The organism is Flectobacillus sp. BAB-3569 (assembly GCF_002270355.1).
Taxonomy (GTDB): domain Bacteria; phylum Bacteroidota; class Bacteroidia; order Cytophagales; family Spirosomataceae; genus Flectobacillus; species Flectobacillus roseus.
Genome location: NZ_NJFZ01000035.1, coordinates 70,301 through 95,859, shown reverse-complemented (window position 1 = coordinate 95,859; position 25,559 = coordinate 70,301). Strand labels below are relative to the sequence as shown.

The following is a 25,559-nucleotide window of genomic DNA, read 5'->3' as shown; positions in this document are numbered from 1 at the left end:
CAATGCCAAAGGATTTAATTTCTAGGGACTCTGTCACAGGTAGACAAAAAGTCGTCAAATCGGTTACCGTATCCACAGGTGCTGGAGACGCAAGTAAAATAGTAGAGCTGGATGGTGCAGGTAAAATCGACAAATCTGCTTTACCTACTACTGTTGCTGGAGGTACTGCAGCTCAATCAGGCAAAGTGCCTGAACTCAATGGCGCTGGTAAAATTGACCTTTCGCTTTTGCCAGATAACGTAGGTCCTGAATCTATGATAGTAGTTGCAGGTGAGGCACTTTCAACAAACAACATTGTTGCAATCGACTCTACAGGCAAAGCTGTGAAAGCTGTAAGTACAAACATTGCCAAAATGGCGGTTGGTTACGTAAAAACCGCCGTAGCCAATGGTGCCAATGCAGAAGTATTTTTCGGAAACATCAATGCAGGCTATGCAGGTCTAACGCCTGGGCAACCAGTCTACCTTTCTCAAAATGCTGGCGATCCAAAATCTACCGTACCCGTAGCTGGTACAGACACTTTCGCTCAAATCGTAGGCACTGCTGTGTCTGCCAATGCAATCTTATTTGAGGTTGCAGGTATTATTGAACTTTAATCTCACATTTTATGCCTGTAGAAAAGCTCATAACATGGAGTAACGGGAGACAAAAGGTAAAAAGCCTAGCAGTTCTTCCCTCAGCAGGAAGCTTTGACCAAGTTTTGGTAAAGGCTTCCTCTGCTGAGGGTGATGCTATCTGGAAGCCACTCTCTCAAGCAATGGTTATTGGAGCACTGTCGGTTGGTAGTATTAGTCCAAATCTCATTGCTCAAGACCCCAACAACCGATTTATCACTGATACTCAGGCAAGCTACTGGAATGGCAAAGTAGATAGAAGCGAGCTTTCGGCATACTTGCCTCTCACAGGGGGAAATATGGCTTATGGAGCAAAGATTTCTTTCGACCCAAACTCTTACATTGGATACGGTAATGGTGACAATGCTACAACAAGTGCATACAACCTTGAAATTGCCTCTTGGTGGGGTATTGGATTCAAATCAACTGTAGATAATACGACTCGAATTGTATTTGACACACGTGCTGGTAGAATCCTCTCAAAGGCTGTTCGTGTATCTGATTTTGCAGATGGTACTAACGCAGTACCTGTTATTTCAGATGCAAACGGTAATCTGGTTAAATCTGCTTTTTCAGCCGATTGGGTTAATACAAACGCCAATAGACGATTTGTCACAGATACTCAAGTTGGACAATGGAACAATAAAGTAGAGCGCTCTGAGCTTGGCGCTTATCTACCTCTCTCAGGTGGGTATCTTAGTGGAAAGCTGGAAATACACGGTACTTATGGCACACACTGGTCGGAGTCTAAATTGGTAGTGCTTACCACTGACAATACTAAACCTCCTTCTATTTGCTTCCATACACCAAACAAATCTACCATCACAATCTATGAAAAAGATGCAGATTTGTTCATTAGAAGCGACATGTCGGAAGCTGGTGCTAGCATTCACAAAAGAATTTGGTCGGAGAATAATCATGGTATTGGCTCTGGTCTTAATGCGGATCTACTGGATGGTTTTCATGCTTCTTACTTTACAGATGCAAACAATCTCATTACAAACGCTAACAAGAGACTCGTGTCTGATTCGCAGGTGGCTTATTGGAATGGGAAAGTGGATAGTGTAGCGCTTTCAGCTTACCTTCCGCTTACAGGTGGTACAATCTCAGGAGGAAAGCTTAACATAAATGCTGAGGGTGGTACTAGGTTAGAAGAGGCAAAACTCTGTATTAACACCACAAATACTAATAAGCCTCCCTCGATAGCATTTCATACCCCGGGCGTTTCGGCTATTCAGCTCTATGAAAAGCTAGGGCATTTGTATATCAGAAATGACAATGGAACTGCCTATGACAGCGTAAATTACAAAGTCTGGACGCAGATGAATCATGGGGTTGACTCAGGATTGAATGCAGACTTGTTGGATGGTTATCATGCTTCTTATTTCACCGATGCTAATAACCTTGTTACAAATGCTAATAGACGATTGGTAAGTGATACTCAAGTCTCCTATTGGAATGGAAAAGTTGACCGAACAGAATTGGCAGCATTCCTCCCTCTTTCAGGAGGAACAATGACAGGGAAGATTAGTTTTCAGGGGAATGGAGGGTATATTCAGAATGGTACTGGAGATGGTGCAACACCAACGACTTACAACCTTGAGATTGCCTCTTGGTATGGGATTGGGTTCAAAGATACGAATGCTGGAAAAACGAAAATTATTTTTGATACTAGAGCTGGTCAAATGCAGTCTAAGAAAGTTTTTATTGCTAACTTTGATGAAGCTTCATATCACTCAATATCTCTCGAACAAGGAAAAGTATCTTTCATACCAGCTAATGGTTTGGTTGGTGGTCATATATCTGTTGGTAACGCTGATAGCGCAACTACTACAGGCTATAACCTCCAAATTGGTTCTTGGTATGGCATCGGTTTCAAAGACACGTGTTTTGGTAATACCCACATCGTTTTTGACCTTCGCCAAGGAAGAATACTTTCAAAAGCAGTCCGTATTTCTGACTTTGCAGATGGAACTAATGCGGTTCCTGTTATTTCAGATGCAAATGGCAACTTAGTAAAATCAGCATTTTCAGCCGATTGGATTAATGCAAATGCAAATAGACGCTTTGTAACAGATGCCCAAATTACCTACTGGAATTCAAAATCGGACAGTAACCATACCCACAATTGGGATAGTATCACTGGAAAGCCAGCGGTATTCAATATTTTATTGCAAGAGAATGCAAACGACAAGGGTATATACAACACCGTTAACTTTTCTTCTGGCGCTTACAACGTAGTGCAAGTAGACGGGAATGTGGTCAGATACCATGTGGATGTTGTCAACGATGATGCCAGATGGTCAAACGCCATTACGAATCCTGTGTCTGTGGCACTCGTGAAAAGTAAAATCGATGGTAAAGCTGATTGGGGACATACCCACCATTGGGATAGTATTGTAGGAAAACCAGCTTTTAACATATCATTACAGGAAAATACTGGAGATAAAGGGCAATACAGCACTATCAATTTTTCCTCTGGTGCTTACAACGTTGTGCAAGTAGACGGAAATGTGGTTAGATACCACGTAGATGTTGTTAACGATGATGCCAGATGGTCAAATGCTATTACTAATCCTGTGTCTGTGGCACTCGTGAAAAGTAAAATTGATGGTAAAGCTGACTGGGGACATACCCACAACTGGGATAGCATCACAGGAAAACCGTCCGAGTTTAATCCAAGTGCGCATAGTCATCACTGGGATAGTATTTCAGGAAAACCCTTTGAGTTCAACGGAAATGTGGTTTCGACCAACTTCTGGTTCAATTCTAAACATGGTAGTGTCATGGATGGCATGAACTATATTCAAAATATACAATCTGATGTGGTTAATTCAGTTTCTTCCTCAACTAGTGAGCTTAGATTAAACAATATAGAATCGTATGCAAAATCAAGCGCACCTTCAGGGTATCTGACAGTAAACAGTAATGGGAAAGTAGTTTTTGTTCAACAAATGTAACTTAAAATCAATATGTTTAAAGCAATCCTGGCCTCTAATAAACGGGGCATTTCAGAAATTGAGATGAACTATGACAACATCTCTGAGACAAGAAAAACAATTAATGTCAGCTACAACGAAAAAATTGATATTTCGAAAATTGCTGATTCAAAAAAGTACCCTGATGCGACTGGTTTCGCCACCTCTCCAAAAAGTTGGGAGGCTAACCAAACTGAGTTTCAAAATTGGTACAATCAACCAGAAATTCTACTCATTGAAATCCTTGTGACAAGTTTGGGATTGGTGGCGACTGAAATTCAACAACTGGATCCACAAACATCAAACTATTCAACTATCAAATTGCTAAATCAAGTTGAAGCGTAGTTGGTAGCAAAACACAAATTCCATGGTCTAAAATTATCTGTAAATTCTTAACATCTGCTACCAATTTATAGTGGCCACACACACAACAACAGTTGGTCGACACTATATTTTGGTAGCAACAAATCATCTAATTACTAAAAAAATGAAAAAGGACATTCAACCAATTGTAAAAAAAGTAAGTCTTAACACGCCATTTTTGGGAATCGATAATAAACCTATTCTCGAAAATGGGCAAGAAGTAAATCTGGGTAAAATCGTTGGGCAAAGCATTGCCTACTCTACCTCAAACCAAAATGCTCAAAAGCTCATGTACATTGGTTTTCAATTGTATAATGGAGAAGATGTACAACTCGACCCACAAGACCTCAAAATCTTAAAAGATTTCATCGAGGCCGACACACAAATGACCAATGTGTTCAAGTATCGGGTTTTAGAGCAATTATAATCTAAGATACTATTGTAGTGTAATAGCAATATTACACTACATAATTTTCAAAATAATGGCAGCACAAGCAGGAACAGAATTATTTAGCATACAGCTCAATGGAGCGATATGTTATGAAAGTACAGATGATTTTCCCAATACGCTACGGCCTATGCAGACCTTCTATGGTGATAAAGATGGAGCAGCTGAACCTCCCAAGGATAAGCTTTTCTTGTCTGGAGAGAGGGTAGGCATAACATTAGGCGAAACAAAATCAGTTGGAAATAAGCTCTATTATCACATAAAATCCACTACAGAAAATCGAGAAAAATCAGGTGCATTTGGACTGGGATGGGGTAAAGGAGTTTATAATAAGGTAGAAGCAGTAGTATGGGTTCTCTCAACAGATGTAACCGACGATAAACAAGAGGCTGACAAGCTATTAAATGAAAGACTTAATCCAAAACAGGTTGCCAAGGACAAAGCAACCCAGAAAGTTTTAGATACAATTGATGAAAACGATAATTCTTTCGCAGGTACAGAGGGAAATAGTGATAATACACAATCACTCAATATCACAAAGCTATTAGCGATTGTTCTAGGTTTCATAGCCATCATCATCATGGGTGTACTTCTATTCAAGTCAAAAAACAGGGAGCAAATTCAATTAGCAGGTAAAAAACACTATGGGGTTCTCAAAACAAAGTGGAAACAGCTCTTCAACTAACCAGAAGACATCCACATCAAATAGCTCAAGCAATTCGAGCACCAATAATCAAACAGCATTAAGTAGCTTACTTGGAAGCGGATTTGACACCTCAAGCAATATCAGTGTAGGAATGAGTGCTGACCCTGTATCTGCCATTGTAGGCTCGGTCTCTGGCGTAGTTCAAGCCTTTGTTAATGCTGATTCTAAAAAAGAGGTTGCTAGACTCCAAGTAGAAGCTCAACAACTGCAAGTCGAAGCTGAAGATGCCAAAGCTGACCAAGAGCTTTACAAGGTTTTACAGGAAAAAGTAAAGACCAAACAACAGCAATTGCAAACTGCTGCTGACAAAGCTAAACAAACAGCCACCAACAATATGCTGATTTTCTTAGGTGTTCTTGTCTTTGCCTTGGGAATCATCTTTGTCGTATTCAAGTACCTATTTGGTAAACCAAGGCAAGCCATCATACCAAAACCAACCACTACCAATGTTCAAACTATTCAAGCTAGTTGAGATTTACAATAAGCTCAAAAGCCAGACTTACTTCTTTCATTCAAGAAACAAAAAAGTATCCTTGGTTATTCAGGATGCTAGAGTTACACAGGTTTTGTTCAACAGCCCTAATCCAAGTCCAGACGATGTAAAGGATGCCATCAACCAAGGAGCTGAGTACATTGAATCTGAGGTCAAAAAATCCTTTGGGCTATAATGGACACTCAACAGGCGTTCATCAATTTGTTTGCAAGCTTCTATCGTCGTGGATTTACAGAAGCACAATCCTGCTCAAACTGTGCTGAGCAGGATTTAAGTGATTTATCTATATCCAAAGCAAAGGAGTTCTACCAGCGACACAAACCACTAATCGAAAATCTAGGAGTTTACGCATTTCAACATGAGGACTTTTCCCAATTTAACAGAACCAAAGAAGACTGATTTTATCGAATTAATCAATTATTCGGGAGATGATACATTCAACCTAATCACACAAAATCTTATTCCAAAATCCATTGAACAAACCACAGCTTTATCTAATCAATTTAAACTTTACTCAGGTGTTGTTCTTTGTCAAAAAATTTACGAGTTTTGTAGAGCGTATATCAATTACCGTTTCGACAAAGAAGGTACTGAACAAATCAGATTACCCAGACGCACGTGGTCTGATAGACAAAAGGGCGTAGACTGCGAAGATTTTACCATTTTTATCTCTTCTATTTTACACAATCTCAAAGTTAACCACACGATTAAGATGGTTGATTTTGGGCAAGGATGGCAACATATCTATGTGGTTGTTTCCGATATAGTACTTGACCCAGTTCAAGATAAATTCAATTATGAGGATACTTACGAAATAGCTCGTGAATATGACTATAAGTTCTCTCAACTTGGCTCCCTTGGTCGAAGCTTGAGCATCACTTCGAGTGAAAAGCAGTTCGTTCAACAGGTACAATTAGAGCTTGAGCGTAATGAGAAACATAACAAAAGAAGTATTGAAAACTTGCTAGTAAATTTGGAATCACGGACAAAACGGATATCAAAGAACTCACAGAATTAGCCATTGTTAATGTTTGTAGAAAGATTGCCAATGATAAGAATAGCAATGATTATGAAAAGTATCTGAGTATTCTCGAAACGTATCGCAATCAGGTAATACTTTCACATAGAACCAGTATTTCGATTCTATTACAACAGTACTCAACAGCATCTCCCATTGCTTATTTAGCAGGGTTGTATGTGAAAAATGGAGCTCAACATTATCAAGGTCAAATTTTTGAACCAACTGCTGGCAATGGCATGATGACCATTGCTTTTCGTCCTGAGCAATGCACTGTCAACGAAATAGATGATACACGTTATAAGAATTTATTAACCCAAGGTTTTAGAAAAGCAACTCAAATCAATGCTATCTACAACACGCCAAACGAGAAGTTTGATGGAGTCATTACCAATCCTCCATTCGGGGCAGTTGACCAAAGGGATTACCTAAAAATCGACAATAAATACATCCTAAAAGACCTTGACCATATTCTTAGCTATTATGCGCTCAATAATTTAAAACCCAATGGTCGATGTGCCATCATCATCGGTGGACACACGCATTATGACAGTGAGGGAAGGGTTCAGGCAGGTAAAAATAGAGTTTTCCTAAGCTACCTATATCGCTATTTTAAGGTCGATGACGTAATTAACATCAATGGAGACCTTTACTCCAGACAAGGAACAAGCTTTGATATTCGACTTATTCTTATTTCTAGCAAAAAAGAAGTTACGGAGGGATTTGCGCCACTCAAGGAGCAAACCAGAAGCGAGGTAATTAATACTTTCGAAGAGCTTTACGAAAGAGTTACTTCCAATTTTAGTCAAGAAACAACAACTAGCACTCTCAAAATTAAATACAAATATAGACTAAGGCTCCAATTACAGTCGAAGTCGCTTTCATCAGTACTACATGAAAAAAACTAAAAAATTGATGGATATTGCCCTTGGCATGAAGTACCCTGTACTTTCTCAGGGACAATCTCTTGATGTGGACACACCCGATTCGATGGGTTTTGAAATCAATCAAGCGCTACAAAATCTCAAACAAGCTATTGGCGGTGACGTAGATGCCTTCGTACAAGGTCGTTTGAAATACCTCACCAAAGCTGCTCTTTACAAAGCACTTTCAGCGGAACAGATTGATGCGACAGCTCTGGCCATTTACAACATGGAAGCCAAAGGACAAGGTATCATCATTGCTGACCAGACAGGTATCGGAAAGGGTCGTATCGCTTCTGCTATTATTCGCTATGCCCACAAGCAAGGTAAAAAGCCAGTATTTATTACAGAGAAGCCCAATTTATTCTCGGACTTATATCGTGACATGGCAGATATTGGTAGTGCCAACCTCAAACCATTTATCGTCAATGGAAGAGATGCCAAAACTATCATTAAGGACAAACAAGGTAATGAGCTTTACACTGCGCCTATGAAAGAGCAACAGGATAAAATCATTGCTTCAAGGAAAGTACCTAGTGAATATGACCTTGTGATGCTGACTTACTCACAGGTTTCTGATGCCAAACCAAGCCCCAAGCAGTTATTTTTAGCTAGTGTAGCCCAAAATAATATTGTCATTCTCGATGAGGCGCATAACGCCTCTGGTCTTTCCAATTCTGGTAAAGTATTGATGAACGTATGTGCTTCTGCGTCAGGAGTTACTTTTTTATCTGCTACATTCGCTAAAAGAGCAGATAATATGCCTCTCTATGCCATGAAAACTTGTATTGCTGAGGCACAGTTGGATACCGAATCCCTAGTTGAAGCTTTCACAACAGGTGGAGTGGCACTACAAGAAGTTGTAGCCTCTCAGTTGGCTAGTCAGGGACAATTAATTCGTCGTGAGCGATTGTATGAAGGTATTGAGGTTAATTATATCAACCTTGACAAAAACGCAGAACGTGATAGAATGATTGCTGATAATTTCACCTCAATTCTTAGAGACATCATCAATTATCAGAAGGATTTTATCATGCCTGAGGTGGCTCAAATGGATAAAATGGTTCGTTCGAGGCAATCCTCTGCAATGGTCGAAAACGGAAACAAAAATGCTGGGGTAGATGCGTCGCCTGCTTTTTCTAAAGTTTTCATGCTTGTTAATCAGATGCTTTTTGCGCTAAAAGCTGATGATGTTGCCAATCGTGCCATTGCAAGACTTAGAGAAGGCAAAAAGCCTGTAATTGCATTTTCATCTACGATGGGTTCATTCCTTGAGAACATGAATGATGAAGATGGTTTTGCCATAAAAGAGGGCTCACAAATCCCTGCTGGCTTTGCTCCTGTACTACTCAAATCTCTGCAATCAGTTCTTAGCTATACAATAAAAGATGAAACTGGAAGGCATGAGAAGGAAATGTTTGATATTGATGGAATGTCTGATGCTGCCATTGATACTTATTATGATATTATGCAAAAGATTCAATCCGTTGCGGGGGGGCTTTGTATTTCACCAATTGACTACATTAAGCAGAAGATTGAATCTCAAGGCTTCCGAGTTGCCGAAGTGACAGGTCGTAAACTCGAAGTAAATCTCGACATTCCTTTTAGACCAACTTACCTCAATGGTCTTGGAGAGAGAGAGTCTTATATTAATCCCTCCAATTATGTGGGTACTATCAGCAGACGCAAGGCTGAGAGTGTGAACGATTCCTTTAGAAAGTTCAATAACAATGAAGTTGATGTATTGATGATTAACCAATCTGGTAGTACAGGTGCTTCAGCTCACGCCATTGTTACGGATAAAGTACCTAAAGAAAAGGTGAAACAACGTGTTATGATTGTTCTTCAGGCAGAGCTGGACATCAATACAGAAGTTCAGAAACGTGGAAGAATCAATCGTACTGGTCAAATTCTTAAGCCTATCTACGATTATCTTATTTCCTCGATTCCTGCGGAAAAGAGGCTCATGATGATGTTGCAGAAAAAGCTCAAATCTTTAGATGCTAACACCACAGCCAACCAAAAGAACTCCGAAGCTTTAATGAAATCAGAGGACTTCCTCAATAAATATGGAGATGAGGTGGTATATGAATACATGAAAGAGAACCCAGAGCTTTGTCTCAAGCTTGACGATCCTTTAAAACTTCTTTCAGAGGGAGAGGATGCCTCTCGCAAGATAAACTGTTCCTCTAAAGTATCTGGTAGAATTGCAGTACTCCCTGTAAAAGAACAGGAGATTTTCTACAAAGAGATTTTGGAGAAATATCATGAATTCATCAAGCAGTTGATTGAAGATGACAAGTTTGACTTAGAGGTCGAAACGATGGATTTAAAAGCTCGAACGCTTGACAAAAGTATCATCCAAGTCGGTGCAGGGTTAAAGAGTCCTTTTTCAGATAATACCTTCATTGAACGCTGTGAGGTTAACATTTTAAGAAAACCCTATTCTACCGCAGAGCTTGAAAAGGAGATTCGCAATAGCTTAGAAGGTAAGACGCCAGACCAACTCAACAATGAGATTTTGGAGGAAGTTGAAAGGATTATCAATAATGAAATCCGAGAAAAGCGAAAAAGTATCCGTGATAACTTTGAGCTTCGCAAGAATCGAATTACAACTGAGAAAGCTTACAATGACCTAAAGGACCAAGAATCTCAAGAAAAGTATGTAGCCCGCCGTTTGGAAGAACTAGAAGAAAGCGAAGAGAAGTCAGAAAATGATTTAGTGGATAGATTGGGGAATGACTTGAGGTATATTACTTCGCTATTGAAGTTTTTCAAGGTCGGGATGAAATTAGAGTATCAGGATACTAATTCACAAAATACTAGCACGGTAGTAGCTACTTGTTTGGGCTTTAGAATTAACCGTACCAAGGAAAGACCTTTTGCGCCTTCAAACATCGGGCTTCGAATTGCCGTAGCATCATCTAAGAGACTCATTACCTTTCCTTCTATCTCAGGAATGAACTCTCAGAAGATTTTTGCTATCAAAGGGACATCTGTTCCTATGCCTTCTGGTTATTCTTTTGTTCGAGACTTATTACCAGCTTGGGAAAAATCCATTCAAGCCAACTCAAAAGACAGAGGTATTAAGTTTTTGATTACGGGTAACATCATTCAGGCGTATCGTGGTGGATTAAAGTCTGGGAAGTTGGTTCAATTCACTACCCAAACTGGAAAGATTCGAAAAGGGATTCTACTCCCTGAGGGTGAAGGTTTTGAAAAGCAAAAGATTAAAATCGGTGTACCTCTACAAAAGTGTAGTAAAATCGTAAAGTCTCTTGCCAAGGATAAATCCATTGATTGTAATAATAGCCTCAGCATTTTTAGAGAGACTAATGAGGTGTTTGCGCTGTATGTATCAGCAAGTAGGCAAAATGCAGGTAACATCTATTTGGATGCTGATTTGCTCAAGCTCACTCAAAAAGGGCTCTTTGAAAAGGTTTCTAATAACATGAAAGCTAAGGTAAGCTTAAATGATATTGATGAGGCGCTTCAAGTGCTGGGTGAAAAGCTCAATATCGTGGCTGAACTTAAACCAGAACAGTTTGATATCATTCGTGGTGAATTTAATCTTGAAAATCAGTTTAGTGATGAGCTTCAAGAGCTGCCTGTATTTAATAGTCCAACCTTAGTACAGGAGCAGCCTAAGAACGATGATGCTAAAAGAGTTCTAACCCTCAAGTATAAATATCGTTTAAGGTTGCAGTTACAAATTCTTGAAAGAAATAAGCTATTACAAAATGGTTAAAGATAGCACAATTGGTAAACTCCCCCTTTCTCTCTACAGTCAGAGAGAAAGGTTTTTGGTAGCACTTTGGAAATACTTTAAAAGTACAGGAATCTCTGGTGATAAAATCGATGGAAATGCAATTCCGTTCTTGAGTGTCCAAGAACTAGCTGACTATATCAGAAAAAACTTCGAGGTTAACTCCGCTGAGGCTGTTTTTGAAAATAGTATTCTTAAACTGAAAGTTACACTAAGTGACAATTCATCGGTTACCTTCAATCCATATCAGCTCTCAAACTTGATTTATAGAATCGAAGGAGAAGAAGCTCTTAAGCCAGAACCCAGTGAATTGATTAGTCCATCTAATCCAAAGTTCATGAAATTCATGGCAAAGTTTCTCGACCAGAGTTCCATATCACAAGACTCTGGAATATGCTTTTCAGATGACGGGGTATTTAGTACCAATCACTTTTCCTTGATTTGGATACATACCAAGGGTTCACAAAGAGGGCATTATACAGAGCATGGTCTAAAGTTCGATGTGAAGTGGCCACCCAACTACTTAAGAGGTGTACCAGACATTGAAAAACACACCTTTGGAATCAATGTAGCTGAGTTGCTCAGTATCGTCGAAAAGTTCAACAGAATCGATGTAGCTGAAGGAGTTGAACACCCAAGAGTCACTATTTCTGGAACTAGGTTTAGCGTTCGAGTCAACTCCAGTACCAATCTGAAATGGGCAGAGGGAATTCAGACCAGTGGGCATTTTGTCTCACCTTCTGAAACCAATAGCGTCACTTTAATCAATGCGACCATTCTACCGATTTTAAAGTTGCTTAAATCACAACAGGTAAAATATATCTACCTCAAGGTGAAAAGTCAAAAAAGTGTGAGAATTGATGTCAATCTCAAAGATTATGGAGATGCTACCATTATTTTTTCTCAAAAAGCTGAATTGGATAAACTGGAGATAATAGACGAAAAAGACTCTAAGATTATCTCGAAGAAATACACCTACCGATTAAGGTTACAACTCCAGCAAATGGAATTACAAAAACTTAAATAATAACATTCACTCTCAAAATACATAACATGAATACTTCAAAAAACATCGAATTAGTAAAAAGTATCACAGCTTCTCAGTTAGCTCAACTTGACAAAGTTTCACAAGAAAACTATCAATTGCTAAAAGAGGATACTGAGGGATTTTCAGATTTTGATACTTTGTTCTCAATTTCAACGGAAGCAGAAGAAACCTTAGACGCACTAATCCAAACCGCAGAAGCAGTTGGTATATTCCAAAAACAGGAAAAATCAAAATCTACTAGCTCAAAAGCTCCAAGTAAGAAAAAAGCCACCAACTCGGTTGACAAAAAAGCCCAACAAAAGGTCGAGAAACAAACCTTGGAAAGAGACAATCTCGTACAGGAAGTCGAAGAGCTTAAGACAACTGTCATTTCAAATTCTCAATTCAAAGAAAAGATAGCAACAGAATTAAGAAAGTTTCTGAAAGTGAGCCAAACGGGACTGTCTGGAGTATTGACTAAAGATCAAAAGGAGTTAACCTTGGAAGAGCAAATTCAAATCTTAAAGGGCAAAAGAAAATTCTATAAGAATCTAATCAAAGGAGATACAGCAGATTTCAAAGCCATTGCCTTACGTGTAGGTTTAGATTTCAAAAAGTCTAAACCAAAACCTAAAAAGCAAAGTCTTTCAGGGGTAGCAGGTACTCAGCAAGTAGAAACATTTGTTATGTATCCAACAATTTCAGGAAAGAAAAAAACATCCTTAATTGATAAATTCAAGCACTGGTGGGATAATTAATCTTGCTACCAAAAATGAAAACCCGGGCATGAATTAACAGTGAATGCCAGGAACGAATTGGTAGCAAAAAACAACTTATTACGGACAATATTTAACCAGGGAATTTGTGTTTTGCTACCAGTTTGATTCGTTCACAAAATCAACAGAGCAAGTAAAATAAAACTTTGGTAATTGGTACAAGTTTTATTTCGATTTTATAAGGACTAAATAAGACTCATATAATGCAAAGTTCATGTACCAATTAAGGGTCGATTAAAGTACAAAGTATTACAAATAAGAAAAGCCCTCCAGTTAAACTGAAGGACTTTCTACTGAATAGTTCGACAACTATTTTATTTGAAACTAATCAATCAAAATATTGTCACTCCAGTAACAAATTTTTATTTTTTGGTAGCAAAAAGGTAATGGCCAGCTCTACTGCAGACAACTGTTGTAGTTGTTTTTGCTACCAATAATTTCTCAAGCTTTGCCTGAGCAGAACGATATCAGGAATTAACAATCTAACTATTGCTACCAAAATCACTAAAATGAAAAAGACACTCTTCATTATCGCAACAATTGTACTCGCAGTAATCACCTACTTCATTGGAAAATCCAAAGGATGGTGGAATTTATTTTCTCCCGACGATTCATCTAGTACAGTAGAAAAGAAGTCATCAAATACTAAACTTACCAACAAAATTAGAAACATTGATTCCAGTGTCAATGATTATGGAGTAGATTTAGCAACCATCGTGGATAACTGGGATGGTAAAACTGTGTATGAAAAAAAAGATGGAAAGTCTGCGCAAGAATATCATCCCAATGCAATTGGTTATTTAAAAGATGGTACAATGGTCTACAAATACAAAATTTATGGTGAATGGGTATATGATACAGAGCCATTCACAGCTTCATATACATACAACTATAATGAATATGGAGTAGATACGAATACAGTACTTGCTGTTTATGCTGGCAATGATATTTATGCCTATAAATTAGATACTAACAAGACTGATGAATATGGATACCTGTATGATGGTAGGCCTGTATATAAACAGGAGGAGTATTATCAATGGTAGCTATCCAAAAGCAGAATCTTAATCACCACAATCAAATCCGTATGGTATCTAGATAAAAATCATTTCAGAGTATTACTAAAGTATTCTAATTTGTCAATAAACTTTTTTTAGGCCTTTATAGGTAAGTTTGAGAGAGAGATTTTTCCCATAGTGTGAAATAGTCTTTGTCTAACACAACTGGTTCTATTCAATATAAAAATACTATTTGTAAAAAATTAAAAGTTCTCTCATTTTGAGGAATATTATGTAACAGTTCTACATTTATGGGATAAAGCGGGAACGATTAATTTCTTTCGTTACTAGGTTATTTTATTGGGGGTGTAAAGTAATCGTACTGGTTAGTTGGTTTATTGCTACCAAAATCGTAAAACTAAGTTGCTAAATCTGATTTTAATATTTTGATAACATAACTTTTGCTACCAAAAAAATAGTATTATTTTTCGCAACATTTATGTAGGTTTAGTTTGAGCACTTATTAGTATCTAATGATTGACTATCGAAAATATTTCTCTTCTTCTAATTAAGGTACGACTTGTCTAACGAAATCTAAAAAATCAATAACAACTGACGGGACTATTAATTTTGCGTTGCTTTTCAAATAAATAGTTGAAGAAAAATCACAGCCTATTCTATCTATAGTCCAATCCAATTACAATTTAACACTCTTCAAAATATCCTAAATTATATGGATGAGAACAAAATAAATATTAGGCCAAATGTTTCGATACTTTCAGTACTTAAATATGTAGAATATGAAACATGGTTTGCACTAGCTGAATTTGTGGATAATGCCATTGCCAGCTTTATTAATAACAGGGAAAGATTATTAAAACTACATGGTAAGGAATTTAAATTAGAAGTAAGGATTGAAATAATAGATTCTGAGAATAAAATTATTATTAGAGATAATGCTGGAGGTATAGAACAGTCTCAATACCAAAGAGCATTTAGAGCAGCGGAAATTCCTTCAGATACTTCAGGCCTTTCGGAATTTGGAATGGGTATGAAGTCTGCGGCTTGTTGGTTTTCAGATATGTGGACAGTAAGGACAACAGCATTAAATGAAGCTGTTGAAAAAACAATAAAGTTTGATATTAGGAAAATCGTTGAAGATAAACTCGAAGAATTAGAATTCACTTCTACACCAGTTGATGAAAATCTACATTATACAATTATTGAATTGAATAATGTAAATAAAATGCCAAGAGGTAGAAGTATTGGAAAAGTAAAGTCTCATCTTAAAAGTATATATAGAGATTTTCTTAGAAAAGGCACTTTGAATTTAATTTTTGATAATTCTACTTTAATTTTTGAAGAACCGAAAGTTCTCTTCGCTCCAAAATATGATGAGCCGTATGGCGAAAAAATTGAATGGAAAAAAACATAGACTTTACTTTAGAGCATGATTTATCGGTAAAAGGATTTGTCGGAATCAGAGAAATTGGCTCTACTACAGAAGCAGGTTTTGCTCTTTTCAGGAGAGGTAGAGTAATTGAAGGAAGTTTTGATTCAGGATTTAGACCAGAAGAGATATTTGGCACACCAAACAGTTTCAGATATCAGAGGGTATTCGGAGAATTACACCTTGAAGGATTTAAAGTGTCTTTTACAAAAAAGGGGGTACAGTGGGATGAAAATTTGGAAATATTTTTAGAAATTCTAAAAGATGATCTTTCTCATGATAGCTTCCCACTTCTAATACAAGCAGAAAAATATAGAACTCGTGCAAATGATAAAGACTATAGAAACTCTGGTGTAAAAGCATTAAGTCATACCGTAGCAGATTTTGAAAAAGTAGCACCAAAAGCAATTCATGAAACTTTCGAACAATCAATTTTAAGCATCTATTCAGACTCAGAATTACCACAAACAGATAAACGAATATTTAAAACATTTAAAGTAAACTTCAATAAAATAGACTGGCATATATCTATAGAACTTTCTTATGACACATCTATAAAAGAGTTATTCGAAGTAGGTCCATATTTAATGGAGTTAATTGAGGAATATAATGTGAGACAAGTAGGGATACGACTTTCTTTAATTCACCCTTTTATGATTCAGTATGTAGGTACAGAAAATAGTAAACTAGAACCTATTTTAAAAATAATTGCATCATTGGGTCTATCAGAATTAATTGCAAAAGAAAGTGGTGCAAAAACTCAAGGTGAAATCCGACGAAACTTTAATAAATTAATTTCAACTATTTTTCAAATCTAAATATGGCTGAGACAATTGAGATAATTGGAAGTATAAATTCAAATAATTCAAAATGGACTCCCTCTCAAGGTGAAGAAATTGAAGGGTTAATAAAGTCTAAAGGATTTATTGATTATTCGGGCAAAATCAATGAAATAGGTAAAAAAGTTATAAATGAAACTTTTAAAATTTTAGAAATGTGTGCCAACCCGAATGAGGAAAAAAATATTGAAACAGGATTAGTAATTGGGTATGTTCAAAGTGGTAAAACTCTATCATTCACCTCTGTAGCAGCTCTAGCGAATGACAATAAGTATCGGATTATAATTATTATTACAGGTACTTCAGTACAACTTTCAGAGCAGTCATATGAAAGAATGAAAAAAGATTTACGCATTGAAACAAGATATGATCGAAGATGGACTTTAATGAAGAACCCTAAAACAAAAGAACATGAGGACACGATTGGATTAAAGTTAGAACAATGGGCGGATTTAACGTATCCTCGGGATAATTGCTCTACATTATTGATAACAGTTATGAAAAATGGCAGTCGGCTAAGAAATTTAACACGGTGTTTGCAATCGTCAAACTTGAATGGGGTTTCCACTCTTATAATTGATGATGAGAGTGACCAAGCTAGCTTAAACACCAGAGCAAGTGCAAATGCTAATGCAGGGGAAGAGGTGAATGAAGGAGATACATCTACAATTTATAGACGTATAAATGAGTTAAGAAATATATTCCCCAATCATACCTTTTTACAATATACTGCTACACCGCAAGCAAACCTATTTATAAACATAATGGATAGGCTCTCTCCTAATTTTATAAAATTATTGGAGCCAGGAGAAGGGTATACTGGAGGATATACTTTTTTTGTAAAACAGAAAAATCTGGTAAAAAGAATACCAAACAAAGATATTCCAACTAATAATAATCATCTTAATGGTCCTCCTGATAGTTTATTACATGCATTGAGAGTGTTTTTTTGGGAGTTGTAGCAGGAGAACTAAAACGAGATCAACGTAATCGTTCAATGATGGTACATCCTTCAAGACTAACAAATTCCCAAAATACCTATTACACTTGGATTAGAAGTGCATGCGAAAGCTGGAAAACGCTATTAGAAAGTCAATCCTTTTCAGACCAAGATGAGAAGTTTGACTTATTACAAAAATTTAAATTAGCATATGAAGATTTAGAACTAACAGTAGAAGATTTACCAAAATTCGAGGAATTAACTAGTACTAGATTATTACATTCCATGAAAAATACTAGAATTATGGAAATAAATTCTAGCAGAGGGAAAACTCCTGAGATTAGCTGGAGTGACTTCTACTCTCATATTCTAGTTGGTGGGCAATCTATGGACAGAGGCTTTACGGTCGAAGGCTTAACTGTTTCATATATGCCTAGACCACTTGCTACTGGACAGGTTGACACTACTCTTCAAAGAGCACGATTTTTCGGATATAAGGGCTCATACATCGGCTATTGTAGAGTGTGGTTGGATAATGCCAATATAGACGCATACAAAGCTATTATTGAACATGAGGAAGATGTAAGACAACGTCTTTCTGATTATGATGTTAACAATAAACATTTGAATGATTGGGATAGAGAAGCTGTTTTAGACCAAATACTCCGCCTTACAAGACCTAATGTTTTATACAACAACATTGATAGAGATTATTTCGGACAAGAATGGTTTATTGTTGGAGCACCACATGATACAGATACATTGATTCCTCGTAACAAAGCTATTGTTTCGGCTTTCCTATCAGAAAATGTAGCTAGCTTTAAGACAAATGATGGTCATAATGAAAGAACCACTCAACAAAAGCACTTAGAGGCAGAAATTTCACTTGAAAAATGTTTAAAGGAATTATTAATAAGGCTAAAATTCACAAAAGAGAAAGACAGTCAAACTTATTCAAGTTTAAGAGGTCTATTAAATTCTTACTTGGAGAGAAATCCTGACGAAACCTGTTTGGTTTATTTGATAAGTGCCCATAAAGATAACAATGTGATTAACCAAGAAATAAGAAAACGTAGATTAAATCAAAAAGGGAATATTGAGCAGTTATTTCAAGGGGAACAACCTACTTCTTCTAATGGAAGATTTAGAAAAGGAGAAGTGTATGGCGGGGATAGATCCATCAAAAATGATAGTAAAGTTACAATTCAGATACACAGACTAAACTTAACTAACAATGATGGTAAGCCAATACTAAATGAAGAAAATAACATAGTCTTTGAAGATGTAATAAATATTGCGATTTGGATTCCTGAAGAAATCGGGAAGGATATCATAAGACAACCTAGTAATGTATGAATCTTTTTACGGAATTTTTAGAATTGGATATTCCGAGGACAAATAACTCGACAATTTTCAACGTCAAATCATTAGAAGAACAATCTTTTGCTAAAATTGGCGTAAATAGCGCTGGCTTTCCGATTATATTAATATCCACATTATCGGATCCTAAATATAGCATTCTAAAAAATATTAATTTAAAATACATAGAACTTAGTCATAATGTTCAATGTATTTTAACAGTACTTGGACAATCTAAAACAGAAATATACTCTATTATTGTTTTTAAGTCCACCGAGAAGACATTAATTAACTATTTTTGTGGATGTGTCTCAATGCTAATCTGTTCTATTTCTGGACATAAAACACCTTGGGAGCTAAATAACATATTTAATGAATTCATTGAAATCTTTAGACAGTTGTCAGCTTCGCCAATGAAAACAGTACAGGGACTTTGGTCAGAGCTATTTATAATTGAACGAAGCAGTCATCCAGATGTATTAATTCAATTCTGGCATCTTATTCCAGAAAACGTATTTGATTTTGAAGCGGGCAAAGAAAAAATTGAGGTTAAAAGTAGTAGTAGTTTAGAACGAATTCATTTTTTTTCTTCAGAACAGCTAAATGCTTCAAATGACGATAAAATTATTGTTGCTTCAATATTTACAAGACAAATATCCGATGGAATTAGTATTCTAGAACTAATAGAAAGGATTAGGAGGGTCATCAAAGATCATTCTCTAATTGATAAGGTATATTATGTTATTGCGAGAACTCTTGGAAATACATTGGAACATAGCATAAGTATCAAATATGACTATGAATTAGCAAATCGTTCTATTCGATTCTTCGAACATCAAGAAATTGCAAAAATTAACAGAATTAATATCCCTGAAAATGTATCATCAGTTAGGTTTAAATCTGATTTAACTAACATTAGGGCTTTGGATTTAGCACAATTATCAAAGAAGGGGATACTTTTTAGAAGTTTATAAGATATATCTATACTCGGAATGATACCATTCAAAATCTTGTATAAGATTTAAAATAATTAGAAACAGGATTTTGAATGGCTCTCTTTAGTTTGGAGGTTTAATTTATGATATAACAGACCTATTAAGATTATCATTAGTGAAATGATATCACGGCATTTTATGGAGCTAATAATTCTTTAGCAATAATTTTTACAATTTTAGCATTAACTGCATTGCCCAAAGCTTTAAATGCCGCATTGTCGTTATCTGGAAGAATTAATCCATCCAGTGCCTGCAACCTAGCACCTTCTCTTTTAGTAATATATCGCTTTTGCCAACCTATGATGGGTATTTGAGTACTTGGAGTAACAAGTGATGGAAAATAATTAGGTTTTTTAACCCGAACTCCTGATGCTCTAAACTGAATTATATACTTAAAAATATCCCTCTCACTATCACCAACATTCCATTCTAGTTTTTGCCAACTTTGTGATTTAAGTTTAGAGATTTTCCTAACAGACTTCTCAATAAAGTGCCTATTTTCAAGATAGAAGTTTCTGCTTTGCTTAATCCAATTGATTTTCCAGCTTGGGAATTTCTTTTCAACTCTAGCATAACTTGGAAGATTATACATCTGTTCTTCTCTAGACATTCCCTTCAAAGAAACGCCAAAATTACCATAATAATTAGCTAATTCATCTTCAGGTAATTCAAATGGGAAGACATCTTCATAAGGATAAGTCGCGCCAAATTCCATTGCCCATATTGGAAAGCCTGGCACTTTCACTTCATCAGGTATAGAGTCTAAAAACTCTTGCCATACATTTAGGCAATCAAGGCTTCCCTGTGAAAGTTTTTTTGAGTCTTCAGGATATTCTTCGATATACTCAGACATATCAATACTTGAGCACTGTTGATTCTCAATACGACTAAAATCAAAATGTTCTAGACCTTCAAGCGCGCCGACAATAAAGATTCTTTTCCTGTGTTGAGGTATTCCAAAACTTTGTGGAGATAGAATTGCTTTATCAACTGTATATCCAATTTTAACAAGTTCATTGTACATATACTTCCATGTGGCTTCCTCATCATGCTTTGCTATAAAAGCAACATTTTCAAGAATAAAATATTTGGGTTTTCTCAAAATAAGTATCTTAATTATTTCCTCAAATAAGTCACCTCTGTTTTCATCATTTAACCCCAATTGCTTTCCTGCTTTTGAGAATGGCTGGCATGGAAAACCAGCACATAATACATCATGTTCAGGTATGACATTAGGATACTGAGTAAGTACCTCTTTTATATCCCCAAATACTTGAATATTCCAATTTTTTTCATAAAGTTCTTGAAGCACAATGTCTATTTCACTCACAAATACACATTCATGTCCCAATTCATGTAATGCCTTATGAAATCCTCCTAATCCTGCGAACAAATCAATAAATTTCATTCAAACTCTATCTTAATGATTTAATTTTTTCTTCACACCAACTCTTCACATCACCTTTTAATGTACTATCTAAGCTATTATATAAAAATCGATATAGCCTTGGTCTATCCATAATAACACCCCCAGCTAATGAAGTCTCAAAAAACTGCTCATTATCGGATTCTATTAAATGTGGTGTTATAAAACCTTTAAATGGTATACTGTCACAAAATGATAAATAATTTTTCCAAGCGTGTAATGGTACATCGGTCAACTTAGATTTCCAATTAGAACCTGCTGCACATTGAAATAAACCAACTATATGACTTCCACGTTCATCCAAAAAAGGCTTCCAACCTATTATATCTACTCCTCTATCCTTAAAGTTAGGAGCTGGAGCAAAGTTGTACCTAACTCCTATTTTACTTGCCAAGTCTTGATAGGATAGTTGTTTAGGAAAACCATGTATGATTGCTTCTCCATTCATGTAATTTTTAACAGCGATACATGAAAGCTGTTCAAATAGTTTCGCAGTGTTATTAACATCTGTATTATTACCTTCTCGCTCCAATAGTAAAAACATTAAATAGAAAGGTATCTCTCCATTCTCTATTGAACGTACTATTTCCCTGCTCTCAACTGAGAATGGAGAGTTTTGCCCGTACAAATGTTGTCTGTAAGTCAGAGAACTCCAAACATTATCCAGTAGTGAGGGTTCTGGCTCATCTCCAGAGGATTCCTCTATATAACTTGATAATGTGGCTTTTGATAAAGATTCTTCATAAAAAGAAACTATTAACTCAAGCCAACTAGCAATTGAAGATACAGACGTTGGATTGTTTATTTCAGGCATAGACATTTTATTCAGATTTAGGAGTTAATAGCTTATGGATGTTTGAAATTGTATTAGACAAATTTTCTAACTCTTCTTTAATTCTATCGGAATCACTAGAGGATATGTGTCCTAAACTTTTTCTTAATAGAGTATTGGCCTTAATCAAGTTTTGAATAACTAATGTTTCTGCTCCATCACTGATTTCATAAGCATCTTTTAAATCTCTTGTTGATATCAATATGTTTGTGGCATCTTGATTTCTCAAGACAGGTGCAAGTTTATCTGTAATATCTCTTGATTCTTTTATTACAGGAAGTATAGCTTTTTCTTCACCAAATAACCAAGAAAAAATATTCCTAAGATTTTGCAACTTATTTTTTGGAACGGGATTTTCGAGATTAATATCTTGTATTCTTCGCTCCAAACCAAGGTAATCTTTTATTGAACCTTGACCAGAAGCAAGTAATAGGTATGAGAAAAAGTTTTCAGCTTTTTCTGTATTCAAATCGAACTCATGCCTTGCGAGTTCGATTAATTGATAACATAAATAGATTTTTCTTGCAGAATTACTCCTATCCCCTACCTGCTGCTGAATCTCTTCTATTGATACTCCTTCGTCAACCATTTTGGCTACATACCTTGCTTTAGCGTAAGGCTCCCATTTTTTTATACCAGTAATATGCCTTACTCCAAGATATGGTAATACCTCTTTCCTAGAAGGGTAAATAATAACAGGAAGGACAGATAAGTCATTTTTAACCTCATCTGATATTTCAGGGAAAGTTCTTATCTTAAGTTGATTTCTTAGCGAATCTGATAAAAGTAACTTTATTGTTGTCAACCTTCTGTTTCCTTCTAGTACTACAAATTGAGTCTTTTTATCATTAATGTACTGCAGATATTTCTCATTTTTCACCAAGTCATCACCTTCTATTCCTGAAAAATAAATAGGTAATTCTTGAGGCACTGCAACCAATGGCTCTTCATCAAAATAGCCATTTTCTTTCATTGAAAATGCTAATTCCTCGATATCAAAATACTTGTATAAAGCAGAACAAATAGATACCTCATCTTTACCTTGATTTTCTTCTGGAAGTCTAGGATTCAGAGGATCTAAGTGTAAATTTTCATATGGGATATTCAATTGTGGTCTTTTTCGACCTCCCCCTGATATGGATTGCTTCATATTTAGAATATTTTCATTTTTTAACAAAGGTAAACAATTTCGTTTTTTGAATTTATGTAAATTACCAAGTTTGAGGAAATCAAAAAACGGGCAATCTATTAATACTCTATTAGTAAGCCATTTAGTAAAAAAACACCAAAATATTATTATATTTTTTTATTAATTTTCTTAGGTGAAGAATTTTTTATTCACGGCGAGGTAAAGTAAATATGTACGTTTCAAGTTTATTGAAAGTTTAACTTATTTCAAAATAAAACCTGATTTGTTTACATCATCGTTTTCATAAAATATTTTATAGAGATGCCCTTCAATATTATCATATTGAGGAGTTTTTGTTTATATTATAACACTACTTGGTTAACACTTAATCATACTTATGAGTATACAAATCTACTTCAAAATAAATAGTTAGTTTCATTCCAACTAAAGCGGTTGTTCCAAACAATTCCTTCGTTTATTTAGATTCAGAGAAGCCTTATACTAATTTATGGTAAGCTTAGAAGTTGATTCAGTTTTATTACTTGTGAATTTAAAAATATTACCAATTATATCGCTGTAGTACCTATTGTGTAAACTTTCAAACTAAATTTTGATTCTACCTAATGTATTTACACATTCTCCGTACTGAAATCCATTATCAGCATCGTATGTCTGGTTAACATATTGTAAAATAAAATAAACCTAAATATTGATTTCTAACAACTCATCAAACCGTGTAGTAAATCGCTGAGACAGCCTCTCATTTTTCACCCTCCATGTTCTATCAAATCCCTGAGCAGCTAGTTTAAGTTTGTTTCTTCCATTCGAATGGTTGATGGCATCCAATACTTGCATGACCTTTCTGGCATTATTATCAGGATTGGGAGAAAATAGAGCTAATTGATACTCATCCTCTGGTACTATACCTGATACTATTACTCCAGCTTTTTTATATTTAAAGCCATCTCGATAAATCTTTGATAATCCCAATAAGGCATTTTTGATGATTATTCGTGAGTCGCTATCCGCAACAGGTAGGGTAATTGTGATTGAGTTGAAGTATTGATTTTCATTTTTTGCAAACGGATTTGTGGTAACAAATACCTGAACGAAATTGGCTACACTACGCTGTTTGCGAAGCTTAAAAGCACAAGCAGCCGCAAAGTTGGCAACCGCCTCTGATAATGGAGCTTTGTCTGTTAGCATCATTCCAAAACTTCTGGAAGTACAAATGTTCTTTTTGGGCTCATTGATTAGCTCTAAACTTAAACAGGATACTCCTCTTAGCTCATAAAGCATTCGCTGGCCAACTACAGACATTTTTGCTTTAACCCAGCTTTCGTTGGCATTTGATAAATCATAGGCAGTTAAAATATTGTGAGTTTCGAGCATTTTAGCATATCTTCGCCCAACTCCCCAAATATCTTCTATAGAAGTAGCCTTGAGTGCTTGCTCTACTTTTTCGGGTGTATCTAATACCCAAACTCCAACATCCTTATGATGCTTCTTAACGTATCTGTTCGCAATTTTAGCTAAAGTTTTGGTAGGTGCAACGCCAACACAAGTCGGAATACCTGTGTGTTGTTTGACTGTACTTCGAATTTGAGTTGCATAACTTTCAAGATTGGAAAAACCACTTAGATTAAGAAAGGCCTCATCAATTGAATAAATTTCTATCTCATCTGTGAATTGAGATAGAGTTTGCACGACACGGTTGGATATATCACCATACAGTGTGTAATTACTACTGAAAGCATAGACTTTCTGGCGTTCTATTAAATTCTTAATTTCGAAGGCAGGTACTCCCATTTTAATCCCCATTGCCTTCGCTTCATCAGAACGGGCAATGACACACCCATCATTGTTTGATAAAACCACGACTGGTTTACCTCTAAGCTCAGGAGCAAATAACCTTTCGCAGCTTGCATAAAAGTTATTGCAGTCGACTAAGGCTATCATTATTGAGCTTTATGAATAACGTAAGTCACAATTCCCCATATCTCAAAATCATCATCGGAATTAATATGGATTGTTTTGTAGGATGAATTATCTGGAACTAACTTATAACGTTTACCCTCTATCATTAGCCTTTTAACTACAAACTCACCATTTAGAATCGCAACCACAATCGCACCTGATTTGGCATTCAGTGCTTTATCTACGACCAAAATATCCCCAGTATGAATATTTGCATCCTTCATGGATTCTCCTAGTACACGAACACAGAAGGTAGAAGAAGGCCGTGAGACAAGTAAGGAATTAAAATCTAATTCCAACTCTATATAGTCAGTAGCTGGTGATGGAAAACCTGCGCTCACAAGAGAATTAAAGAGTGGTATTGCTAATGGTTTACCATTCGGCGAACAAACCGTAAAAAACTGGATTTTTTTAGCAAGTAAGGGGTGTGCTATCATAAAAAGAACACGTTTTGTTATTTTTGAATATATATTTTAATCAAAAATACAAAACGTGTTCAATA

At 36.0% G+C, this 25,559-nt stretch carries 24 protein-coding genes; 19 read left to right on the top strand and 5 right to left on the bottom strand.

Annotated features, from left to right (window positions below; genetic code table 11):
- Window positions 1-2: 2 nt before the first annotated feature.
- The 19 genes from BWI92_RS24185 to BWI92_RS24105 all read left to right on the top strand — a co-directional run bounded on the left by BWI92_RS24185 (window position 3) and on the right by BWI92_RS24105 (window position 19,672).
- Window positions 3-596, top strand: coding sequence for a hypothetical protein (locus BWI92_RS24185; protein WP_095167733.1), 594 nt, complete (start codon window positions 3-5; stop codon window positions 594-596).
- Window positions 597-607: 11 nt separating this feature from the next.
- The gene (locus BWI92_RS24180) at window positions 608-3,574 is read left to right on the top strand and encodes a tail fiber protein (RefSeq protein ID WP_095167731.1); all 2,967 of its coding nucleotides are present in this window, start codon (window positions 608-610) and stop codon (window positions 3,572-3,574) included.
- Between the two features lie 12 nt (window positions 3,575-3,586).
- Window positions 3,587-3,937 (top strand): hypothetical protein, encoded by a 351-nt coding sequence (locus tag BWI92_RS24175; RefSeq protein ID WP_095167728.1) that lies wholly within the window; start codon window positions 3,587-3,589, stop codon window positions 3,935-3,937.
- A 142-nt stretch (window positions 3,938-4,079) separates the two neighbouring features.
- Window positions 4,080-4,382, top strand: coding sequence for a hypothetical protein (locus tag BWI92_RS24170; protein WP_095160444.1), 303 nt, complete (start codon window positions 4,080-4,082; stop codon window positions 4,380-4,382).
- A gap of 55 nt (window positions 4,383-4,437) precedes the next feature.
- The gene (locus BWI92_RS24165; protein WP_095167726.1) at window positions 4,438-5,088 is read left to right on the top strand and encodes a hypothetical protein; all 651 of its coding nucleotides are present in this window, start codon (window positions 4,438-4,440) and stop codon (window positions 5,086-5,088) included.
- Window positions 5,048-5,581 (top strand): hypothetical protein, encoded by a 534-nt coding sequence (locus BWI92_RS24160; protein ID WP_141234910.1) that lies wholly within the window; start codon window positions 5,048-5,050, stop codon window positions 5,579-5,581. Before BWI92_RS24165 ends, BWI92_RS24160 begins: the two co-directional genes overlap by 41 nt.
- Window positions 5,556-5,777: a hypothetical protein gene (locus BWI92_RS24155; protein ID WP_095167721.1), complete on the top strand. Its 222-nt coding sequence runs from the start codon at window positions 5,556-5,558 to the stop codon at window positions 5,775-5,777. Before BWI92_RS24160 ends, BWI92_RS24155 begins: the two co-directional genes overlap by 26 nt.
- A complete protein-coding gene (locus BWI92_RS27470) occupies window positions 5,777-6,001 on the top strand; it encodes a hypothetical protein (RefSeq protein WP_095167718.1) in 225 nt (74 codons plus the stop codon). The genes BWI92_RS24155 and BWI92_RS27470 overlap by 1 nt, the downstream gene beginning before the upstream one ends.
- On the top strand, window positions 5,961-6,620 hold the full coding sequence (locus tag BWI92_RS24145; protein WP_095167716.1) for a hypothetical protein: 660 nt from the start codon (window positions 5,961-5,963) through the stop codon (window positions 6,618-6,620). The genes BWI92_RS27470 and BWI92_RS24145 overlap by 41 nt, the downstream gene beginning before the upstream one ends.
- A gap of 179 nt (window positions 6,621-6,799) precedes the next feature.
- Window positions 6,800-7,528, top strand: coding sequence for a hypothetical protein (locus tag BWI92_RS24140; protein WP_141234909.1), 729 nt, complete (start codon window positions 6,800-6,802; stop codon window positions 7,526-7,528).
- Window positions 7,515-11,291, top strand: a complete 3,777-nt coding sequence (locus tag BWI92_RS24135; protein ID WP_095167710.1) for a strawberry notch C-terminal domain-containing protein — start codon at window positions 7,515-7,517, stop codon at window positions 11,289-11,291. The genes BWI92_RS24140 and BWI92_RS24135 overlap by 14 nt, the downstream gene beginning before the upstream one ends.
- A complete protein-coding gene (locus BWI92_RS24130) occupies window positions 11,284-12,336 on the top strand; it encodes a hypothetical protein (RefSeq protein WP_141234908.1) in 1,053 nt (350 codons plus the stop codon). The genes BWI92_RS24135 and BWI92_RS24130 overlap by 8 nt, the downstream gene beginning before the upstream one ends.
- Before the next feature lie 26 nt (window positions 12,337-12,362).
- Window positions 12,363-13,094 (top strand): hypothetical protein, encoded by a 732-nt coding sequence (locus BWI92_RS24125; protein ID WP_095167705.1) that lies wholly within the window; start codon window positions 12,363-12,365, stop codon window positions 13,092-13,094.
- Window positions 13,095-13,621: 527 nt separating this feature from the next.
- Complete coding sequence (locus BWI92_RS24120) at window positions 13,622-14,158, top strand: hypothetical protein (RefSeq protein ID WP_095167703.1); 537 nt, start codon at window positions 13,622-13,624, stop codon at window positions 14,156-14,158.
- A 685-nt stretch (window positions 14,159-14,843) separates the two neighbouring features.
- The gene (locus tag BWI92_RS27840; RefSeq protein WP_217903475.1) at window positions 14,844-15,545 is read left to right on the top strand and encodes an ATP-binding protein; all 702 of its coding nucleotides are present in this window, start codon (window positions 14,844-14,846) and stop codon (window positions 15,543-15,545) included.
- On the top strand, window positions 15,530-16,378 hold the full coding sequence (locus BWI92_RS27835; protein ID WP_217903474.1) for a hypothetical protein: 849 nt from the start codon (window positions 15,530-15,532) through the stop codon (window positions 16,376-16,378). The genes BWI92_RS27840 and BWI92_RS27835 overlap by 16 nt, the downstream gene beginning before the upstream one ends.
- Before the next feature lie 2 nt (window positions 16,379-16,380).
- Window positions 16,381-17,361, top strand: a complete 981-nt coding sequence (locus BWI92_RS27830) for a hypothetical protein (RefSeq protein WP_217903473.1) — start codon at window positions 16,381-16,383, stop codon at window positions 17,359-17,361.
- Window positions 17,349-18,695: a Z1 domain-containing protein gene (locus BWI92_RS27825; RefSeq protein WP_217903472.1), complete on the top strand. Its 1,347-nt coding sequence runs from the start codon at window positions 17,349-17,351 to the stop codon at window positions 18,693-18,695. The genes BWI92_RS27830 and BWI92_RS27825 overlap by 13 nt, the downstream gene beginning before the upstream one ends.
- The gene (locus BWI92_RS24105) at window positions 18,692-19,672 is read left to right on the top strand and encodes a PD-(D/E)XK motif protein (protein ID WP_095167701.1); all 981 of its coding nucleotides are present in this window, start codon (window positions 18,692-18,694) and stop codon (window positions 19,670-19,672) included. The genes BWI92_RS27825 and BWI92_RS24105 overlap by 4 nt, the downstream gene beginning before the upstream one ends.
- Window positions 19,673-19,829: 157 nt before the next feature.
- On the opposite strand, the gene BWI92_RS24100 is transcribed toward BWI92_RS24105, so the two are convergent.
- The 5 genes from BWI92_RS24100 to BWI92_RS24080 all read right to left on the bottom strand — a co-directional run bounded on the left by BWI92_RS24100 (window position 19,830) and on the right by BWI92_RS24080 (window position 25,494).
- The gene (locus tag BWI92_RS24100) at window positions 19,830-21,101 is read right to left on the bottom strand and encodes a DNA cytosine methyltransferase (protein WP_095167699.1); all 1,272 of its coding nucleotides are present in this window, start codon (window positions 21,099-21,101) and stop codon (window positions 19,830-19,832) included.
- A 7-nt stretch (window positions 21,102-21,108) separates the two neighbouring features.
- Entirely contained in the window at window positions 21,109-21,933 is an 825-nt protein-coding gene (locus BWI92_RS24095) for a hypothetical protein (RefSeq protein ID WP_141234907.1), read from the bottom strand.
- Window positions 21,934-21,940: 7 nt separating this feature from the next.
- Window positions 21,941-23,101, bottom strand: coding sequence for a hypothetical protein (locus BWI92_RS24090; RefSeq protein ID WP_095167694.1), 1,161 nt, complete (start codon window positions 23,099-23,101; stop codon window positions 21,941-21,943).
- A gap of 681 nt (window positions 23,102-23,782) precedes the next feature.
- The gene (locus tag BWI92_RS24085; RefSeq protein ID WP_095167691.1) at window positions 23,783-25,039 is read right to left on the bottom strand and encodes a Y-family DNA polymerase; all 1,257 of its coding nucleotides are present in this window, start codon (window positions 25,037-25,039) and stop codon (window positions 23,783-23,785) included.
- On the bottom strand, window positions 25,039-25,494 hold the full coding sequence (locus BWI92_RS24080) for a LexA family transcriptional regulator (protein WP_095167689.1): 456 nt from the start codon (window positions 25,492-25,494) through the stop codon (window positions 25,039-25,041). Before BWI92_RS24080 ends, BWI92_RS24085 begins: the two co-directional genes overlap by 1 nt.
- Between the last annotated feature and the right edge of the window lie 65 nt (window positions 25,495-25,559).